The 15781-nt window shown below is 71.9% G+C and carries 15 protein-coding genes; 9 read left to right on the top strand and 6 right to left on the bottom strand.

Annotation, left to right across the window (positions count from 1 at the left end):
• The first annotated feature begins 35 nt into the window (after positions 1–35).
• The 5 genes from ACIQ6Y_RS25320 to ACIQ6Y_RS25340 all read left to right on the top strand — a co-directional run bounded on the left by ACIQ6Y_RS25320 (position 36) and on the right by ACIQ6Y_RS25340 (position 5349).
• Complete coding sequence (locus ACIQ6Y_RS25320) at positions 36–755, top strand: hypothetical protein (protein ID WP_404042258.1); 720 nt, start codon at positions 36–38, stop codon at positions 753–755.
• Entirely contained in the window at positions 752–1987 is a 1236-nt protein-coding gene (locus ACIQ6Y_RS25325) for an ATP-binding protein (protein ID WP_404042259.1), read from the top strand. Before ACIQ6Y_RS25320 ends, ACIQ6Y_RS25325 begins: the two co-directional genes overlap by 4 nt.
• 94 nt (positions 1988–2081) lie before the next feature.
• A complete protein-coding gene (locus ACIQ6Y_RS25330; protein WP_404042260.1) occupies positions 2082–2435 on the top strand; it encodes an SH3 domain-containing protein in 354 nt (117 codons plus the stop codon).
• Positions 2436–2512: 77 nt separating this feature from the next.
• Positions 2513–3880: an FtsW/RodA/SpoVE family cell cycle protein gene (locus ACIQ6Y_RS25335; protein WP_404042261.1), complete on the top strand. Its 1368-nt coding sequence runs from the start codon at positions 2513–2515 to the stop codon at positions 3878–3880.
• Positions 3877–5349, top strand: coding sequence for a penicillin-binding transpeptidase domain-containing protein (locus tag ACIQ6Y_RS25340; protein WP_404042262.1), 1473 nt, complete (start codon positions 3877–3879; stop codon positions 5347–5349). Before ACIQ6Y_RS25335 ends, ACIQ6Y_RS25340 begins: the two co-directional genes overlap by 4 nt.
• Before the next feature lie 78 nt (positions 5350–5427).
• Here ACIQ6Y_RS25340 and ACIQ6Y_RS25345 read toward each other — a convergent pair whose 3' ends face one another.
• Positions 5428–6534 carry a ferritin-like domain-containing protein gene (locus tag ACIQ6Y_RS25345; RefSeq protein ID WP_404042263.1) on the bottom strand — a complete coding sequence of 369 codons (1107 nt, stop codon included), beginning with the start codon at positions 6532–6534 and terminating at the stop codon, positions 5428–5430.
• Positions 6535–6700: 166 nt separating this feature from the next.
• Between ACIQ6Y_RS25345 and ACIQ6Y_RS25350 the strand changes: the two genes are divergently transcribed.
• From ACIQ6Y_RS25350 to ACIQ6Y_RS25365, 4 genes are all read left to right on the top strand, one after another.
• Positions 6701–7639, top strand: a complete 939-nt coding sequence (locus tag ACIQ6Y_RS25350; RefSeq protein WP_404042264.1) for a diiron oxygenase — start codon at positions 6701–6703, stop codon at positions 7637–7639.
• A gap of 84 nt (positions 7640–7723) precedes the next feature.
• Complete coding sequence (locus ACIQ6Y_RS25355; protein WP_404042265.1) at positions 7724–8374, top strand: TetR/AcrR family transcriptional regulator; 651 nt, start codon at positions 7724–7726, stop codon at positions 8372–8374.
• Between the two features lie 30 nt (positions 8375–8404).
• Positions 8405–8704, top strand: coding sequence for a hypothetical protein (locus tag ACIQ6Y_RS25360; RefSeq protein ID WP_404042266.1), 300 nt, complete (start codon positions 8405–8407; stop codon positions 8702–8704).
• 300 nt (positions 8705–9004) lie between these two features.
• The gene (locus ACIQ6Y_RS25365; RefSeq protein ID WP_404042267.1) at positions 9005–10063 is read left to right on the top strand and encodes an NlpC/P60 family protein; all 1059 of its coding nucleotides are present in this window, start codon (positions 9005–9007) and stop codon (positions 10061–10063) included.
• Between the two features lie 76 nt (positions 10064–10139).
• On the opposite strand, the gene ACIQ6Y_RS25370 is transcribed toward ACIQ6Y_RS25365, so the two are convergent.
• From ACIQ6Y_RS25370 to ACIQ6Y_RS25390, 5 genes are read right to left on the bottom strand one after another with little or no spacing between them, the layout of a single operon-like run.
• Positions 10140–11369, bottom strand: a complete 1230-nt coding sequence (locus tag ACIQ6Y_RS25370) for a styrene monooxygenase/indole monooxygenase family protein (RefSeq protein WP_404042268.1) — start codon at positions 11367–11369, stop codon at positions 10140–10142.
• A 13-nt stretch (positions 11370–11382) separates the two neighbouring features.
• Positions 11383–12027: a GTP-binding protein gene (locus ACIQ6Y_RS25375; protein ID WP_404042269.1), complete on the bottom strand. Its 645-nt coding sequence runs from the start codon at positions 12025–12027 to the stop codon at positions 11383–11385.
• Positions 12008–12433 carry a DUF742 domain-containing protein gene (locus ACIQ6Y_RS25380; RefSeq protein ID WP_404042270.1) on the bottom strand — a complete coding sequence of 142 codons (426 nt, stop codon included), beginning with the start codon at positions 12431–12433 and terminating at the stop codon, positions 12008–12010. The genes ACIQ6Y_RS25375 and ACIQ6Y_RS25380 overlap by 20 nt, the downstream gene beginning before the upstream one ends.
• The gene (locus ACIQ6Y_RS25385; RefSeq protein ID WP_404042271.1) at positions 12430–12933 is read right to left on the bottom strand and encodes a roadblock/LC7 domain-containing protein; all 504 of its coding nucleotides are present in this window, start codon (positions 12931–12933) and stop codon (positions 12430–12432) included. The genes ACIQ6Y_RS25380 and ACIQ6Y_RS25385 overlap by 4 nt, the downstream gene beginning before the upstream one ends.
• Complete coding sequence (locus tag ACIQ6Y_RS25390) at positions 12930–15635, bottom strand: nitrate- and nitrite sensing domain-containing protein (RefSeq protein ID WP_404042272.1); 2706 nt, start codon at positions 15633–15635, stop codon at positions 12930–12932. The genes ACIQ6Y_RS25385 and ACIQ6Y_RS25390 overlap by 4 nt, the downstream gene beginning before the upstream one ends.
• Positions 15636–15781: the final 146 nt, after the last annotated feature.

Below are 15781 nucleotides of genomic sequence, written 5' to 3' on the forward strand. Positions count from 1 at the left end.
CCACGTCCCGTCGCCGTTCGATCCGCAGGAGTCCCGTGCCGTCGCCCCTTCGCCGCCCCCCGCGGGCTCTTCTCGCCGTCTGGGCCGTTGCCGTGCTCGCGGTGGTGACCGGCTGCGGTGACGCGGGCGGGCTGCGCGGTGCCGGGGCGACGCCGACCGCGGTGGGGCCGGCGCGGCTGTGGCCCGAGCTGGCGCCCGCCTCCTCGCCGGCCTTCGACTTCGACGAGGCGGAGACGAAGGTGATCAAGGGCGTCCGGGTGACCGGCGGCATTCACGAGGTCGACCCCGTGGCGATCGTCAGGGCGGAGGTCGACGGCGACCCCAAGCGCTACGCCGGTGAGAAGGCCGAGTTCCGGGAGACCGGCCGGCGGATGGCGGACTGCGCGGACGGCCCCGGCAAGGGACGCTGCCCGGTGCTGCGGCCGTACTACCGCGACCTGACCGGAGACGGCCGCGACGATCTGACACTGGGCTTCCGGCAGCTGTCGGGCACGCTGACCGCCGTACGCGTGTACACGGTGGACCGGCACCGGCTGGTGCAGGTCATGCACTACGAGGACGCCCTGAGCGGCGTCGAGCTGGCCGGGCACTCGGTGATCATCCGCTCGCCGTCGGAGGTCGCGGGCTACGAGTACCGGTTGCAGTGGACCTGGGACCCGGACCAGAAGGCGATGCTGCTGACCCAGGACGAGATGCTGCGCACCAGCGGACGAACCCCCACCCCCACCCCCTCCCTCACGGCGGCCCCCCGATGAGGCTCGCCCCGACCGGCACGCTCGCCGTGAAGTCGGCCGTGTTCATCACGGTGATGTGCTGCGCGCTGGCCGCGCTGCTCGGCGTACTGGTGCATGTGTCGGTGACGAACCAGACCGTCGGCCAGGCCCGCGACCTGGCCCTGGACCGGCTGGCGCAGGCGACGGACGCGTTCGAGGCCGGGGACACCCCGATGCCCGGCACGGGCGTGGACCCGGAGGGGCTGCCCACGCGGCTGCGGGAGCTGGCGGCGGGCGGCGAGCGCGGCACGATGGTCGCCCGGCACCACGGCCGGCCCACGATGTGGGCGGCGGGTCCGGCCGACGGCGGGCGCGTCCTCGCGGTGCGGGTCGACTACTCGCAGCAGGCCCGCACCATCGACGGACTCGACCGGGCGATCCTGTGGTCCTCGGCGCTGGCGATCGGCGCCACGCTGCTGGTCGGCGCGCTCGCGGTGCAGCGGGTGACCCGACGGCTGCACGCCACCGCGCGGGTGGCCCGGCGGATCAGCGCCGGTGACCTGGACGCGCGGGTGGACGACCGCCGCTCCAAGGACCCGAGGCGCCCGCAGGACGAGGTGGCCGCGGTGGCCGCCGCGCTGGACTCGATGGCGGCGTCGTTGCAGGGCAAGCTGCTGGCCGAGCAGCGGTTCACGGCGGACGTGGCCCACGAGCTGCGCACACCGCTGACGGGGTTGCACGCGGCGGCCGAGCTGCTGCCGCCGGGGCGGCCGACGGAGCTGGTGCGCGACCGGGTGGCGGCGCTCAGGACGCTGACGGAGGACCTGCTGGAGATCTCCCGGCTGGACACCGGGCGTGAGCGGCTGGATCTGACGACCGTGGAGCTGGGCGCGCTGGCCGGGCGGGTCGTGCGCGGGGCCGGCGGCGAGACCGAGGTACGGGTCGTACGGGATGTCACCGTCGAGACGGACCGGCGACGGCTGGAGCGGGTGCTGGGCAATCTCGTGGCCAACGCGCACCGGCACGGACGGGGGCCGGTGGTGCTGACCGTGGAGGGGCCGGTGGTGACGGTGCGGGACCACGGGGAGGGGTATCCGGAGTACCTCCTTCGGCACGGGCCGCAGCGGTTCCGCACGGAGGGGGGTTCGAAGGGGCACGGGCTGGGGCTGACCATCGCGCGCGGGCAGGCGGAGGTGCTCGGGGCGCGGCTGGAGTTCTCCAACGCCGTCGACGGTGGGGCCGTGGCGACGCTGACGTTGCGCCAGGGCGGGTAGGGCGCCTTCGTTTGGCCCAGCTCAGCGGGCAGGCGCCCGTCGGTCCTCCTAGCGTGGCGATTAGTCAGTTCCGCCCCCCTTCACGGAGGTCCGCATGTCCTTGCGCTCCCGTCTCGGCATATCCCTGACCGTCGCCGCCCTGGCCGCCGGGGCCCTGGCGACGCCCGCCGTCGCGAACGACGAGGGGGCCGGTCAGCGAGGCACTCTCGCCCCCCGCCTGTACAAGGGCCAGGTCACCGCGAGCACGCTGCTGCTGCGCAGCGCGCCGAACCGCGGCGGCCAGATCATCGGGTCCGTCCGCAAGGGCGACATCGTGAACATCTTCTGCAAGACGACCGGCGAGAACATCTACGGCAACAACCGCTGGTACCTCCTCAGGGACGGCAGCTGGGCCTTTGCGTCGGCGTACTACATCAAGACCATCGGGACCGCGCCCCGCTGGTGCTGAGCGACATCGACGCGACACCGCAAGGCGTCAGCGGGCCGCAAGGCTCACAAGGAGCTCCATTTGGGTAAGTTCCGGACATGACCAAGGCCGGAACCGGAATCACCGCGACGGCTACGGGCACGCCCGCTCCCGCGGTGCGCCTCCCCCGGCGCCGGGGCGTCGAACTCGCCCTCATCGTCCTCGCCGTCCTGCTGTCGGTGTACGGCTACTGTGCGGTGGGCCTCGCCCGGAACGGCACCGTCCCGCCCGGCGCCGCCGGTTACGGCGCCGGGCTGGGCGTGCTGGCGCTGCTGGCGCATCTCGCGGTGCGGCTGCGCGCCCCGTACGCCGATCCGCTGCTGCTGCCGATCGCGGTGCTGCTCAACGGGCTGGGCCTGGTCCTGATCTACCGGCTCGACCTGCAGACACCCGGCGACCGGGCGGCCCTCACCCAACTGGTGTGGTCCACCCTGGGCGTCGGGCTGTTCACCCTGGTCGTGGCCGCCCTGCGCGACCACCGGGTGCTCCAGCGGTACGCGTACGTGTGCGGGGCCGCGGCCCTCGCCCTGCTGTCGCTGCCGATCCTGTTCCCCGCGGTGAACGGCGCCCGCATCTGGATCCGGATCGCCGGGTTCTCCATCCAGCCGGGCGAGTTCGCGAAGGTGCTGCTCGCGGTGTTCTTCGCCGCGTATCTGGCCGCGAACCAGGGCGCGCTGGCGTACGCGGGCCGCCGGGTGTGGTTCGTGCAGCTGCCGACCGGCCGGGTGCTCGGCCCGATCGTCACCATCTGGCTGCTGAGCGTCGGCGTGCTCGTCCTGGAACGCGACCTGGGCACCTCGCTGCTGTTCTTCGGCCTGTTCGTCGTCATGCTCTACGTCGCCACCGGCCGCACCGGCTGGATCGCGGTCGGCCTGCTGCTCGCAGCGTCCGGGGCGGTGGCCGTGGGCTGGCTGGAGCCGCATGTGCACAGCAGGGTGGAGGACTGGCTGCACCCGTTCGCGTCGATCGAGGCGGGCGACGGCCCCAACCAGCTCTCCCAGTCGCTGTTCGCCTTCGCAGCCGGCGGCGTCCTGGGCACGGGCCTGGGGCTCGGGCACTCCATCCTGATCGGCTTCGCCGCCAAGTCGGACTTCATCCTGGCGACGGCCGGGGAGGAACTGGGCCTGGCCGGACTGTCGGCGATCTTCCTGCTCTACGGTCTGCTGGTGGAGCGCGGCTACCGGGCGGGGCTCGCGCTGCGCGACCCGTTCGGGCGGCTGCTGGCGGTCGGGCTGGCCTCGATCGTGGCGCTTCAGGTGTTCGTCATCGCGGGCGGGGTGACCGGGCTGATCCCGCTGACCGGAATGGCGATGCCGTTCCTGGCGCAGGGCGGCTCCTCCGTGGTCACCAACTGGGCGATCACCGCCCTGCTGATCCGGATCAGCCACTCGGCGCGCCGGAGTTACGACGGGCGGGCCGCCGTATGACCCGCTACATCCGGCACGCGGCCGCCTTCTGCGCGCTGCTGCTGACGGCGCTGCTGGTCAACGCGGCCCGCATCCAGGTCTTCCAGGCCCAGCGCTACGACGACAGCCCGGCCAACCGGCGGCCCGTCATCGCCCAGTACGGCCAACCGCGCGGCGACATCCTGGTGGGCGGGCGCCCGGTCACCGGCTCCCTGGACACCCACGAGCAACTGCGGCATGAACGCACGTACAGCAACGGGCCCTTGTACGCCCCGGTGACCGGGTTCGCCTCGCAGAAGTACGGCACGAGTCTGCTGGAGCGGGCCGAGGACCCGGTGCTGTCCGGCACGGACCCGATGCTGACGCCGTTGCAGCTGTGGAGCGACCTCACGCGGGCGCGCAACCCGGGCGGCGACGTCGCAACGACGCTGAACGAGGCCGCGCAGAAGGCGGCGTACGCGGGGCTCGGGGCGCGCAAGGGCGCGGTGGCGGCGATCGAGCCGGCGACCGGGCGGATCCTGGCGCTGGTGTCGACACCGTCGTACGACCCGGCGGTGCTGTCGGGCAACGGGCCCGAGGTGACGGACGCCTGGGCGCGGCTGAACGGCGACCGGGAGCAGCCGATGCTGAACCGGGCGGTGCGGCAGACGTATCCGCCGGGGTCGACGTTCAAGGTGGTCACCGCGGCGGCGGCGCTGGACGCGGGCGTGGTCCGGGACGTGGACGAGCCGACCGACTCGCCCGCCCCCTACACCCTGCCGGGCACCACCACCTCGCTGACGAACGAGTCCGACGGCTGCGAGAACGCCCCGCTGCGGGTGGCCTTCGAGTGGTCCTGCAACACGGTGTTCGCCAGGCTCGGGGTGCAGGTCGGGCTGGCCGACATGGCGGCCACGGCACATGCGTTCGGGTTCAACGACACCGAGCTGCGCATCCCCTTCTCGGTCGTGCCGAGCACCTTCGACACGAGCGTCGACCGGGCGCAGCTCGCGCTGTCGTCGATTGGGCAGTACAACACGCGGGCCACGCCGCTGCAGATGGCGATGGTGGCGGCGGCCGTCGCGAACGGCGGGCAGGTGCGGGCGCCGTATCTGGTGGACCGTACGACGACGGCCCGGGGCACGACCCTGATGACACCCGGCCCGCGCCCGGTCCGCCAGGCCATGCGCCCGATGACCGCGGAACGGCTGCGGGAGCTGATGCGGGATGTCGTGGAGAAGGGCACCGGCAAGAAGGCGGCCATCCCCGGCGCGGTCGTCGGCGGCAAGACCGGCACGGCCCAGCACGGCGTCGGCAACTCCGGCATCCCCTACGCCTGGTTCGTCTCCTGGGCCCAGGGCGCGCGCGACATGGAGCCGAAGGTCGCCGTCGCGGTGGTCGTCGAGGACGGCTCCATCGACCGCGACCACATCACCGGCGGCGGGATGGCGGCCCCGATCGCCCGAGCGGTGATGAAGGCGGTCCTGACCACACCACGCACCGGCGGCTGACGCCCTTCGGGGGCACGTCCCCAGGGGCGCGGGGACCCCCGCGCTGGACCGGACCACGACGGGAGGACACCCCGGCGCTCAGGACTGCGCACCCTCCTCGATCGCCTGCTCCACCTCAGCCACCCGCTCCCGCTCCTCCACCACGAACCGCTCGGCGTCCAGCCTCTCCGCGATCTCCTCGTCCTGGGACATCAACAGGTCCAGGTCGGAGTCCCCCAGCTCCAGGACGCCCATGTCGACGTAGGCCTGCTGAAGCCGCTTGCCCCACAGACCGATGTCCTTGACGCAGGGCACGATGCGCGAGAACAGAAGCTTGCGGAAGAGCGCGAGGAACTCGGACTGCTCACTGAGGGCCTCGGCCTCGGCCTTGGGGATGCCGAAGTTCTCCAGCACCTCGACACCGCGCAGCCGGTCGCGCATGAGGTAGCAGCCCTCGATGACGAACTCCTCGCGCTCGCGCAGTTCGGCGTCGGTGAGCTGCTTGTAGTAGTCGCGCAGCGCCATGCGACCGAAGGCCACGTGACGGGCCTCGTCCTGCATGACGTAGGCAAGGATCTGCTTGGGCAGCGGCTTGTCGGTGGTGTCGCGGATCATGCCGAACGCGGCGAGGGCGAGGCCCTCGATCAGCACCTGCATGCCCAGGTAGGGCATGTCCCAGCGGCTGTCGCGCAGGGTGTCGCCGAGGAGCGACTGGAGGTTGTCGTTGATCGGGTAGAGCATCCCGATCTTCTCGTGCAGGAAGCGGCCGTAGATCTCGGCGTGCCGGGCCTCGTCCATGGTCTGGGTCGCGGAGTAGAACTTGGCGTCCATGTCCGGCACCGACTCCACGATCCGCGCGGCGCAGATCATCGCGCCCTGCTCGCCGTGCAGGAACTGGCTGAACTGCCAGGAGGCGGTGTGCCGGCGCAACTCGGCCTTGTCCTTGTCGGTGAGCTTGGCCCAGTGCTTGGTGCCGTAGAGGCTCATCGCCTGGTCAGGGGTACCGAGCGGGTCGTACGGGTCGACCTCCAGGTCCCAGTCGATCCGCAGCTGCCCGTCCCACTGCTTGTCCTTGCCCTTCTGGTACAGGGCGAGGAGCCGTTCGCGTCCGTCGTCGTACTCCCAGCCGAAGCGGGCCGCGCCGCTCGCGGGCACCTGCCACTGCGGATCTCCGGGGTCACGGGCGTACAGCTCATACGTCGACATGCCCCGCAGGCTCACATGCACACGACACCGAAGCAACAGGGTCTCGCTCACACCGGAAGGACAAGTTCGTGCGCGAGGGATTGACGACCTTGCTGACAGGCAGTCTTATAAGAGCAGTGACCGGCGGGTAACCCGCCACGCCCCCGTACGACGAGGTGGATCAGCCATGACGACCCTGACGGAAGCCGACGCGCTGGACGGGCTGCGCGACGCGCTCGGTCTGCTCAAGGACCGGGAGCAGGTGGCCGAGCGGCTGCTCGCCTCCTCCGCCAAGCACTCCTTCGATCCGGACAAGGAGCTGGACTGGGACGCGCCCTTCGAGCCGGGCAAGTGGTTCTGGCCGCCCGAGCTGGTGTCGCTGTACGGCACCCCGATGTGGAAGCGGATGAGCGAGGAGCAGCGCATCCTGCTCTCCCAGCACGAGGCGGCAGCACTTGCCTCACTGGGCATCTGGTTCGAGATCATCCTGATGCAGCTGCTGTGCCGGCACATCTACGACAAGGCCGCCACGAGCGCGCATGTGCGCTACGCCCTCACCGAGATCGAGGACGAGTGCCGGCACTCGAAGATGTTCGCCCGGCTGATCTCGCGCGGCGAGACGCCCTGGTACCCGGTCAGCCGCGTCCACCAGAACCTCGGCCGGCTCTTCAAGACCATCTCCACCACCCCCGGCTCCTTCACCGCGACCCTGCTCGGTGAGGAGGTCCTCGACTGGATGCAGCGGCTGACCTTCCCGGACGAGCGCGTACAGCCCCTGGTCCGGGGCGTCACGCGGATCCACGTCGTGGAGGAGGCCCGGCATGTGCGGTACGCCCGTGAGGAGCTGCGCCGCCAGATGGTGACCGCGCCGCGCTGGTCGCAGGAGTTCACGCGGGTCACCTCCGGCGAGTTCGCCCGGGTGTTCTCCGTCGCGTTCGTGAATCCCGACGTCTACACGAACGTGGGGCTGGACAAGCGGGAGGCCATGGCCCAGGTGAAGGCGAGCGGGCACCGGCGGGAGGTCATGCAGAACGGGGCCAAGCGGCTGACCGACTTCCTCGACGACATCGGGGTGCTCAGGGGTGTCGGCCGGAAGCTCTGGAGGTCTTCGGGGCTGCTGGCCTGAGTTCCGGCTTGCGCGTCCGTATGTGGCCGGTCGCGCAGTTCGCCGCGCCCCTGAACTACCTCACCTGGGACTACGCTGCCATGCATGAGTCCCTCCGCCCCCGCCTACCGTCGGCTCAGCGTCGAGGAGCGGCGAGCACAGCTCCTCGACGCCGCCCTCTCCCTCTTCGCGCACCGCGCGCCCGAGGACGTGTCGCTGGACGACGTGGCGGAGGCGGCCGGGGTCTCCCGGCCGTTGGTGTACCGGTACTTCCCCGGCGGCAAGCAGCAGCTGTACGAGGCTGCCCTGCGGTCGGCTGCCGAGGAGCTCCAGCACTGCTTCGACGAGCCGCGCGAGGGCCCGCTGCTGATGCGGCTGGCACGGGCCCTGGACCGCTATCTCGCCTTCGTGGACGAGCACGACGCCGGTTTCAGCGCGCTGCTCCAGGGCGGCAGCGTGGTGGAGACCTCCCGTACGACGGCCATCGTGGACGGCGTACGGCGGTCCGCGGCGGAGCACATCCTCAGCCATCTCCAGGTCGCCGAACCGGGGCCCCGGCTGCGGATGACGGTGCGGACCTGGATCACGGCCGTGGAGGCGGCCTCCCTGATCTGGCTGGACGAGGACAAGCAGCCGCCCGTGACGGAGCTGCGGGACTGGCTGGTCGAGCAGTTCTTCGCGATGCTCACGGTGACCGCCGGGCGCGACCCCCAGACGGAGGCGATCGTGGCCGCGCTCGCCGGGGCGGACGGCTGACCCGGGTGCGCTGAAGCGCACACTGGTGCCGTGAAGAGCGAAGACACCCCGTTCGAGGGCGGGCCGATGGACGGCCGCGTGCTGCCGGTCCTGCTCGGCATGACCGGGCACCCGCCCAAGACGTACAAGATCCCCGTGCCCGACCCGGCAGGCGGCAGCCCGGCCGTGCTGGTGTACCGGCGCGTGCCGCGTCACGAGGGCAGGCCCGTCGGACTGCGCAACCGCTGGAAGTACCGCTACGACCCGCAGGGCGACCAGGGCGGCAGCGGCCTGCGGTGGCCCTGGTCGAAGCCCCGCGCCACACCGGGCGGCGAAGCCGACGGCACCTGACGGTCACGCCTTCAGGCCGCCGCGCGGACCTGCCCGGACGGCCCACGCGTGCCCGCGGCGCCGAGTGACCGCGCCGACGCACCGGTGTGGGCCGCGCGACGAAAGCAGGCCACAGCTGCCCAGGCAGCTGCGCGCGGCGGCCCCGCCGGAAGCCACACGCCACGCCGGGCGGCAAATCGGACGACACCGACGGGTGACGGTGTTGGGCCACCTCACCGACACTCGGCGCGCGGACCTGCCCGGACCCGTCCCATGCTCGCGGTGCGGAGCGACCGCTCCTCACGCACCGGAGGTGATGACGTGTCAGGAAGGCTTCTGCGTCTGGTCTGCACGGTGGCGGTGGCCGCCCAGGCCGTCCTCGTGGCCGTCCCCGCGACGGCCGCGCCCGAACCGGACCCTGCCGGTCAGCGGCCCGTCGCCGAGCTGCTGACGGACCTTCAGCGGCTGTACCGCGAGGCCGAGCAGGCGACCGAGACCTACAACGCGACCGAGGAGAAGCTGAAGGAGCAGCGCGCCCGGGTCTCCCGGCTCGACGGCGAACTGGCGCGCGTCCGGCTGTCCCTGCACGACAGCCGGGGCGCCGCCGGACGGCTGGCCCGCCAGCAGTACCAGAGCAGCACCGACATCTCCCCCTACGTACGGCTGCTGCTCGCCCGTAATCCGCAGCAGGCGCTCGACCAGGGCCATGTCATCGGCCAACTCGCCCGCGACCGCGCCGAGACGGTCGGCCGCCTCACCGGCACCGAGCGCAAGGCCGACGAACTGGCCCGCAAGGCCCGCGAGGCCCTCGACCGGCAGCTCACCCTCACCCAGAAGCGGAAGAAGCAGCGCGACGACGTCCGCGACCGGCTCGACGACATCGAGGGACTGCTCGCCGGCCTCACCCCCGAACAGCTCACCGCCCTGGCCGACTTCGAGAAGAAGGGCATCGACCAGGCGCAGCGCGAGATCATGTCCGCCCCCGGCGCCCCGGGCACCTCACTGGAGCCCTCCCGCGCCGGCGACACGGCCCTGCGGTACGCCGTCCAGCAGATCGGCAAACCCTACGAATGGGGCGCCGAGGGCCCGGAGACGTACGACTGCTCGGGCCTGACCTCCCAGGCCTGGGCGAAGGCAGGCATCCCCATCCCCCGCACCAGCCAGGAGCAGTGGGCCCAGCTCCCCCACATCCCCCTGAGCGACCTGCGCCCGGGCGACCTGGTCATCTACCACCCGGACGCCACCCACGTAGCCCTCTACCTGGGCGAGGGAATGATCGTCCACGCCCCGAGAACGGGAGAGAGCGTCAAGGTCGCTCCCCTGGCCTCTCTACCGGTCCTGGGTGCAGTACGCCCGGAAGGGGCGCGGGGCTCTGTCTGATATGCGGCTCCGCCGCGTGGGCGCGAACAACCACAACCAACGGGCAGTCGCCCACGCAGCAGAACCCGAACGACGATCAGGCGAAAGACCCCAGGTACGCCGAGGTCTTCTCCGGCTCGTAGAAGAACTCCTCGAAGTCCCCCGGATCGTTGAACCCATTGGCGAACCGGTCGGCGACAGGCTGGATCTGCCCGGCCGCCCCGATGAGGTTCAGCACATGCTCCGGCGGCGGCGCCAGCATGGCGTTGGTCCACTTCACCACATGCTGCGCCGTGGCCCAGTACCGGTCGAACGTCGCCTGCATCCAGGCCTCGTCGAACTCCTTCTCCCCGTGCTCGAGGATGGAGGCGAGGTAGGCGGCGGCGCACTTGGACGCCGAGTTGGAGCCCTGCCCGGTGATCGGGTCGTTGGCGACGACCACATCGGCCACACCGAGCACGAGCCCGCCTCCGGGCAGCCGCCCGATGGGGTTGCGCACGGTGGGGGCGTAACGCCCGGCCAGCGTGCCACCGGCGTCGGTCAGTTCGACCTTGGTCGCCCGCGCGTACTCCCACGGCAGGAACTTCTCCATGAGCTCCAGCGTCAGCGCGAGGTGCTCGGAGGGGTCCTTGACGCCCTGGAACACATCCAGCGGCCCGCCCGGGACGCCCTCCCAGAAGAGGATGTCGGCCCGGCCGGACGTCGTGAGCGTCGGCATGACGAACAGCTCGCCGACCCCGGGGACGAGGTTGCAGCGGACCGCGTCGAACTCGGGGTGCTCCGGGCGCGGGCCGAGGCCGTGGACGTAGGCGACCGCGAGGGCGCGCTGCGGCTCGCTGTACGGGGAGCGGGAGGCGTCGCGGCCGAACATCTGGACGAGCTCGCCCTTGCCTGCGGAGACCAGGACGAGGTCGTAGGCGCGGGAGAAGTAGTCGAGGTCGCCTACCGCGGCGCCGTGGATGACGAGCTGGCCGCCGCGCTGGGCGAAGGTCTCCATCCAGCCGGCCATCTTCACGCGCTGGTCGACGGACTGGGCGTAGCCGTCGAGCTTGCCCACCCAGTCGATGACGCGCTGCGCCTCGGGGCCGGCCACGGAGACGCCGACGCCCTCGATCTTCGGGGCCTGGGACTCCCAGAAGTTCAGCTGGAGGTCACGCTCGTGCTGGAGTGCCGTGTGGAACATGCACTGCGTCGACATGACCCTCCCGGAGCGGATCTCGTCCGCGGTCCGGTTGGACATCAGGGTGACCTCGTAGCCGTGCGACTGGAGCCCGAGGGCGAGCTGGAGACCGGACTGGCCGGCTCCGACGACGAGTATCTTCCGCATGCGGGGGTGTCTCCTACTCGGGGGTTTCGTCGAGCGCGTGGCCCACCAGGGCCAGGAGGGTCTCGATCACGGAGATCCGGCGACGCGCATCCATGATCATGACAGGCACATGCGGAGGGACGGTGAGGGCCTCGCGCACATCCTCCGGCTCGAACAGCTCGGTGCCGTCGAAGTGGTTGACCGCGACGACATACGGCATCCCGCAGCTCTCGAAGTAGTCGAGCGCGGGGAAGCAGTCCTTGAGCCGGCGCGTGTCGGCCAGCACGACGGCGCCGATCGCGCCGCGCACCAGGTCGTCCCACATGAACCAGAACCGCTGCTGGCCCGGCGTACCGAACAGGTAGAGCACCAGGTCGTCGTCGAGCGTGATGCGGCCGAAGTCCATCGCCACGGTCGTGGTGAGCTTGCCCGGCGTGGCCGACAGGTCGTCGGTGTCCTCGCTCGCCTCGGTCATCAGCGCCTCCGTCTGCAGAGGCGTGATCTCCGAGACGGCGCCGACCAGGGTGGTCTTGCCGACACCGAAGCCGCCGGCCACCACTATCTTCGTGGCGATGGGGGCGCGGGTGCGGTCCGTCTGCCAGGCTTTCAGGTTCTCGTCCTCGTCGACGAGAGGGGCGACGCCCAAGGAGGAGGCGACGTCAGAGACGACGGAGTCCACTCATCACCCTTTCGAGCAGTGCGCGGTCCGGACGGCCCGTGCCGTGGCCGGTGCCCGTGCCGTACACCCTGATCTTTCCCTGGTCCGCGAGGTCGCTGAGGAGCACCCGGACCACGCCGAGCGGCATCTTCAGCAGCGCGGCGATCTCGGCCACCGTGCGCATACGGCGGCACAGTTCGACGATGGCCCGCATCTCCGGCATGACCCGGGTGCTGAGGGAACCATTCGCCAGCTCCCGGCGCTGCTCCGGCGCCTCCAACTCGGCCGTGGTCGCCACGAAGGTCTCCACCAGGAGCACATGGCCGAAGCGGGTGCGGCCACCGGTGAGCGAGTAGGGGCGCACGCGGGCGGGCTTGCGCTCGCCGCCGCGGACGGGGAGCCGGTTCTTCGGCCCGCCCGCGGTCATCGCACGCTCCCGGCGGTCTCGGTCTCCAGGGATTTTCGCAGCTCGCTGCGGAGTTCGGGGGTCAGCACATGGCCGGCCCGGCCCACGAAGAGCGCCATGTGGTACGCCACCACGCTCATGTCGCAGTCCGCGGAGCCGTGCACGCCGAGCAGGGAGCCGTCGCTGATGGACATCACGAACAGGCTGCCCTCGTCCATGGCGACCATGGTGTGCTTGACGCCGCCGAACTCCAGCAGGCGGGCGGCGCCGACGGTGAGGCTGCCGATGCCGGAGACGACGGTGGCCAGGTCGGCGGCGGAGCCGCGGGGTCCGGTGGGCCGGCCCTCGGGCGCCTGCCGGGCCGCCTCGTTCCGTCCGGGGTCGGAGGAGAGCAGCAGCAGGCCGTCGGAGGAGACCACGGCGACCGAGAGGATGCCGGGCACCTCCTCGACCAGATTGGTCAGCAGCCAGTGCAGATTGCGGGCCTCACTGCTCAGTCCGAAGGTACTGGGCGCGGTCAACTGCTTGCCTCCTCGACTGTGCCCCCCGTGGCTTCATCAGCGTGTGCGTGTGCTTCTCGTACGGTTCCTGCGGTCGGTGCCTCGGTCTGTGCGGTGTGCTCGGCGATCTCCGCCTCCACGTCCCGGTAACCGGCCTCCGCCCCCCGGCGGAAGCCGCCGAGGCGACGCCGTAGGGCGTCCGCGTCCACGGAACGGCTGCGCTGGCGCGGTGCCTGCGCCGGAGCGGTGATCTTCGGGGTGCGCTTGGGCAGGCCCTTGTCGGTGAGGGGCTCGTCCTGGTCGTCGGGCACCCGGTCGTGGGTGGTGGGCTCCTCCGGGGCCGGCGCGGCGGGTTCCTCCACCGCCGGGACCGGGGCCAGCAGCTCCATGGTCGTCTCGGAGGGCGTCTCCGGCGGCGCCTTCGGCCCCGCCTCCGCCGGTTCTGCCGCCGCCGGTTCCGCCTCCGCTTCCCGTACGGCCTTCTCCGCCAGGTCCACCAGCGGGTCGGCGCTCGCCGTGCGGCCGGGCAGGACGTTGGAGTTGGCCTCGGCGTCGGCGCCCGGGAGGGAGAAGGAGTGGGTGCCGCCGGGGGCGGTGACGGCCGTGGGTGGGACCGGGGTCTGCGGGGCCGCGGCGAGCAGCGAGGTCGGCAGGACGACGACCGCCGCGACACCGCCCTGCTTCTGCTCGCGCAGCTGCACCCGCACCCCGTGCCGGTGGGCGAGGCGGGCGACGACGTAGAGGCCGAGGCCGAGACCGTCCTCGCCCTCCTGGTCGTACGGCGTCTCCGGGTCGAAGTCGGCGAGGCGGGAGTTGAGGCGCTCCAGGCGCTCGGCGGCCATGCCGATGCCCTCGTCCTGGACGGAGAGCATGACCTCGCCGTTCTCCAGGAGCCAGCCGGAGACCTCGACGGGCAGGTCGGGCGGGGAGAACGAGGTGGCGTTCTCCATGAGTTCGGCCAGCAGATGGCTCAGGTCGTCCGCGGCGAACCCGGCGATGTGCGCGTGCGGCGGCAGGGCGGCGATCCGGACGCGCTCGTAGCGCTCGATCTCGCTGACCGCGGCGCGCACGACGTCGACCAGCGGCACGGGGTGCGCGGTCTGCTGGACGTGCTCGGTGCCGGCCAGGACGAGGAGGTTCTCGCTGTGCCGGCGCATGACGGTGGCGAAGTGGTCGAGCTTGAAGAGGGTGGCGAGCCGCTCCGGGTCCTGCTCGCGCTCCTCCAGGCCCTCGATGACGGCGAGTTGCCGCTCGACCAGGCCGAGGGTGCGCAGGGCGAGGTTGACGAAGGTGGAGCCGATGCTGCCGCGCAGCCGCTCCAGGGCGGCGGTGGACTCGCCGAGTTCGGCGCGCAGTTCCTCGCGGGCGTCGGCCATCCTCTGCCGCTGGCCCACCAGATGCTTGCGGTCGGACTCCAGCGTGGCGATCCGCTCGTGCAGGCCGGCGGCGTGCGCGTGCAGGGCGTTGACGGAGCGGACGACCTGCGCGAACTCGTCGTTGCGGCCGGTGAACTTCACCGGCTCCTCCGCGGCCGGGTCGGCCGCCTCGGCCAGGCGCTTGGAGCCCAGGCGCAGCACCGCGAGCGGGCGGGTGAGGGTGCGGGCCATGCCGGTGGCGATACCGATGGCCAGCAGCATCAGGGCGCCCAGGACGGCGACCCGGATCTCCAGCGCGGTGACGTCGTCGTCGCGCAGTTGGGCGAGGTCCTTGACGCGCTGGTTGTAGAGGGCCGACTCCACGCCGCGCATGGTCTCGATGCGGGCGGTGAGGGCGGCGTCCAGCTTCTCGGGGCTGGTGCCGAGCTCGTCGTCGGAGAGGGTGGGCTCGTCGGTGAGGGAGGCGAGGTACTTCTCGGCGGAGTTGACCTCGGCACCGGTGACCGTGGACTCGTAGGAGGTACGGGCCTTGGCGGTCGCGGTGTCGGAGAAGTCGGCGAGGGCGGCGTCCGCGCGCAGCCGGGCCTGCTGGGCGGCGGCGGTGAGGGCGTCGCGCTGCTTGGGGTCGGAGGAGACGCTGTTCTCGACGTTCTGGCCGGTGACCGGGTCCCAGACGGTCTCGGTCTCGCTCGGCACGTTCAGCGCGGCCAGCAGCAGGCCGCGGGTGGCGGCGGACTGCTGGACGGCGGCGTCCAGTTCGGCCAGCGCGTAGGCGCCGGAGCCGGCCCTGGGGGGCAGTTGCTCCGCGAGGTCCTCGGCGAGGCGGTGCAGCTCGGTGATGGCCGCGGAGTAGGCCTCGTGCGTCTGGAGAGCGGTGCTCTGGCCGGTGAGCGCCGCTCGGCGCAGGGCCGCGACGGCGTCCAGGTCCTCCCGCAGCGCGGCGGGCGTGTCGCTGTTCGCGCGCAGCTCGTCCACCTGCCGGTCGACGCGGGCACTGCGCTGCTCCGAGGGCGCCTTGGCCTTCGGGCGGCCTGCCGCGACGAAGGAGGTGACCTCGTCACGCTCGTCGGCGAGGGAGTGGGCGAGGGTGAGCGCGTCCCGGGTCTGCTCGGCGAGGGTCACCAGGTCCTGGGTGTCCTTCAGCTGCCCGGACGCGGCGAGCACCGAGGGTGCGCCCGCGCCGGCGACGGCGGCCGCCACGACGGCACACGCGACGATGAGCCGGTTGCGCACATGGGTGGGCCGCCCCTTGCCGGCCGGGGTGCCGGGCTGCTGCTCCGGGCTCCCCGTGGGAGCCGTCTGCCTGCCTGTGCGCCGAGGCCGCATCTTCTGCACCGGTGCTCGCATTCCTGTACTCGTGTACCCATGGGCCCGGGTGACGCTCCGTCAATCGCTGCAACTGGTGCGCGCACACCGGGTTACGGCTCCAGACCCTCCCAGTGCCGGTCGGCAGGGGGCGCGCATCACCAGACCCGCCACCCGAAGGAGTGAAC

It is taken from the genome of Streptomyces sp. NPDC096205 (genome assembly GCF_044763135.1).
Taxonomy (GTDB): domain Bacteria; phylum Actinomycetota; class Actinomycetes; order Streptomycetales; family Streptomycetaceae; genus Streptomyces.

What these genes read in the sequence shown, in the direction of transcription:
- ACIQ6Y_RS25325 (WP_404042259.1), top strand. Translation starts at nt 752, where the DNA reads ATGAGGCTCGCCCCGACCGGCACGCTCGCCGTGAAGTCGGCCGTGTTC.
- ACIQ6Y_RS25330 (WP_404042260.1), top strand. Translation starts at nt 2,082, where the DNA reads ATGTCCTTGCGCTCCCGTCTCGGCATATCCCTGACCGTCGCCGCCCTG.
- ACIQ6Y_RS25335 (WP_404042261.1), top strand. Translation starts at nt 2,513, where the DNA reads ATGACCAAGGCCGGAACCGGAATCACCGCGACGGCTACGGGCACGCCC.
- ACIQ6Y_RS25340 (WP_404042262.1), top strand. Translation starts at nt 3,877, where the DNA reads ATGACCCGCTACATCCGGCACGCGGCCGCCTTCTGCGCGCTGCTGCTG.
- ACIQ6Y_RS25345 (WP_404042263.1), bottom strand. Translation starts at nt 6,534, where the DNA reads ATGTCGACGTATGAGCTGTACGCCCGTGACCCCGGAGATCCGCAGTGG.
- ACIQ6Y_RS25350 (WP_404042264.1), top strand. Translation starts at nt 6,701, where the DNA reads ATGACGACCCTGACGGAAGCCGACGCGCTGGACGGGCTGCGCGACGCG.
- ACIQ6Y_RS25355 (WP_404042265.1), top strand. Translation starts at nt 7,724, where the DNA reads ATGAGTCCCTCCGCCCCCGCCTACCGTCGGCTCAGCGTCGAGGAGCGG.
- ACIQ6Y_RS25370 (WP_404042268.1), bottom strand. Translation starts at nt 11,369, where the DNA reads ATGCGGAAGATACTCGTCGTCGGAGCCGGCCAGTCCGGTCTCCAGCTC.
- ACIQ6Y_RS25380 (WP_404042270.1), bottom strand. Translation starts at nt 12,433, where the DNA reads ATGACCGCGGGCGGGCCGAAGAACCGGCTCCCCGTCCGCGGCGGCGAG.
- ACIQ6Y_RS25390 (WP_404042272.1), bottom strand. Translation starts at nt 15,635, where the DNA reads ATGCGAGCACCGGTGCAGAAGATGCGGCCTCGGCGCACAGGCAGGCAG.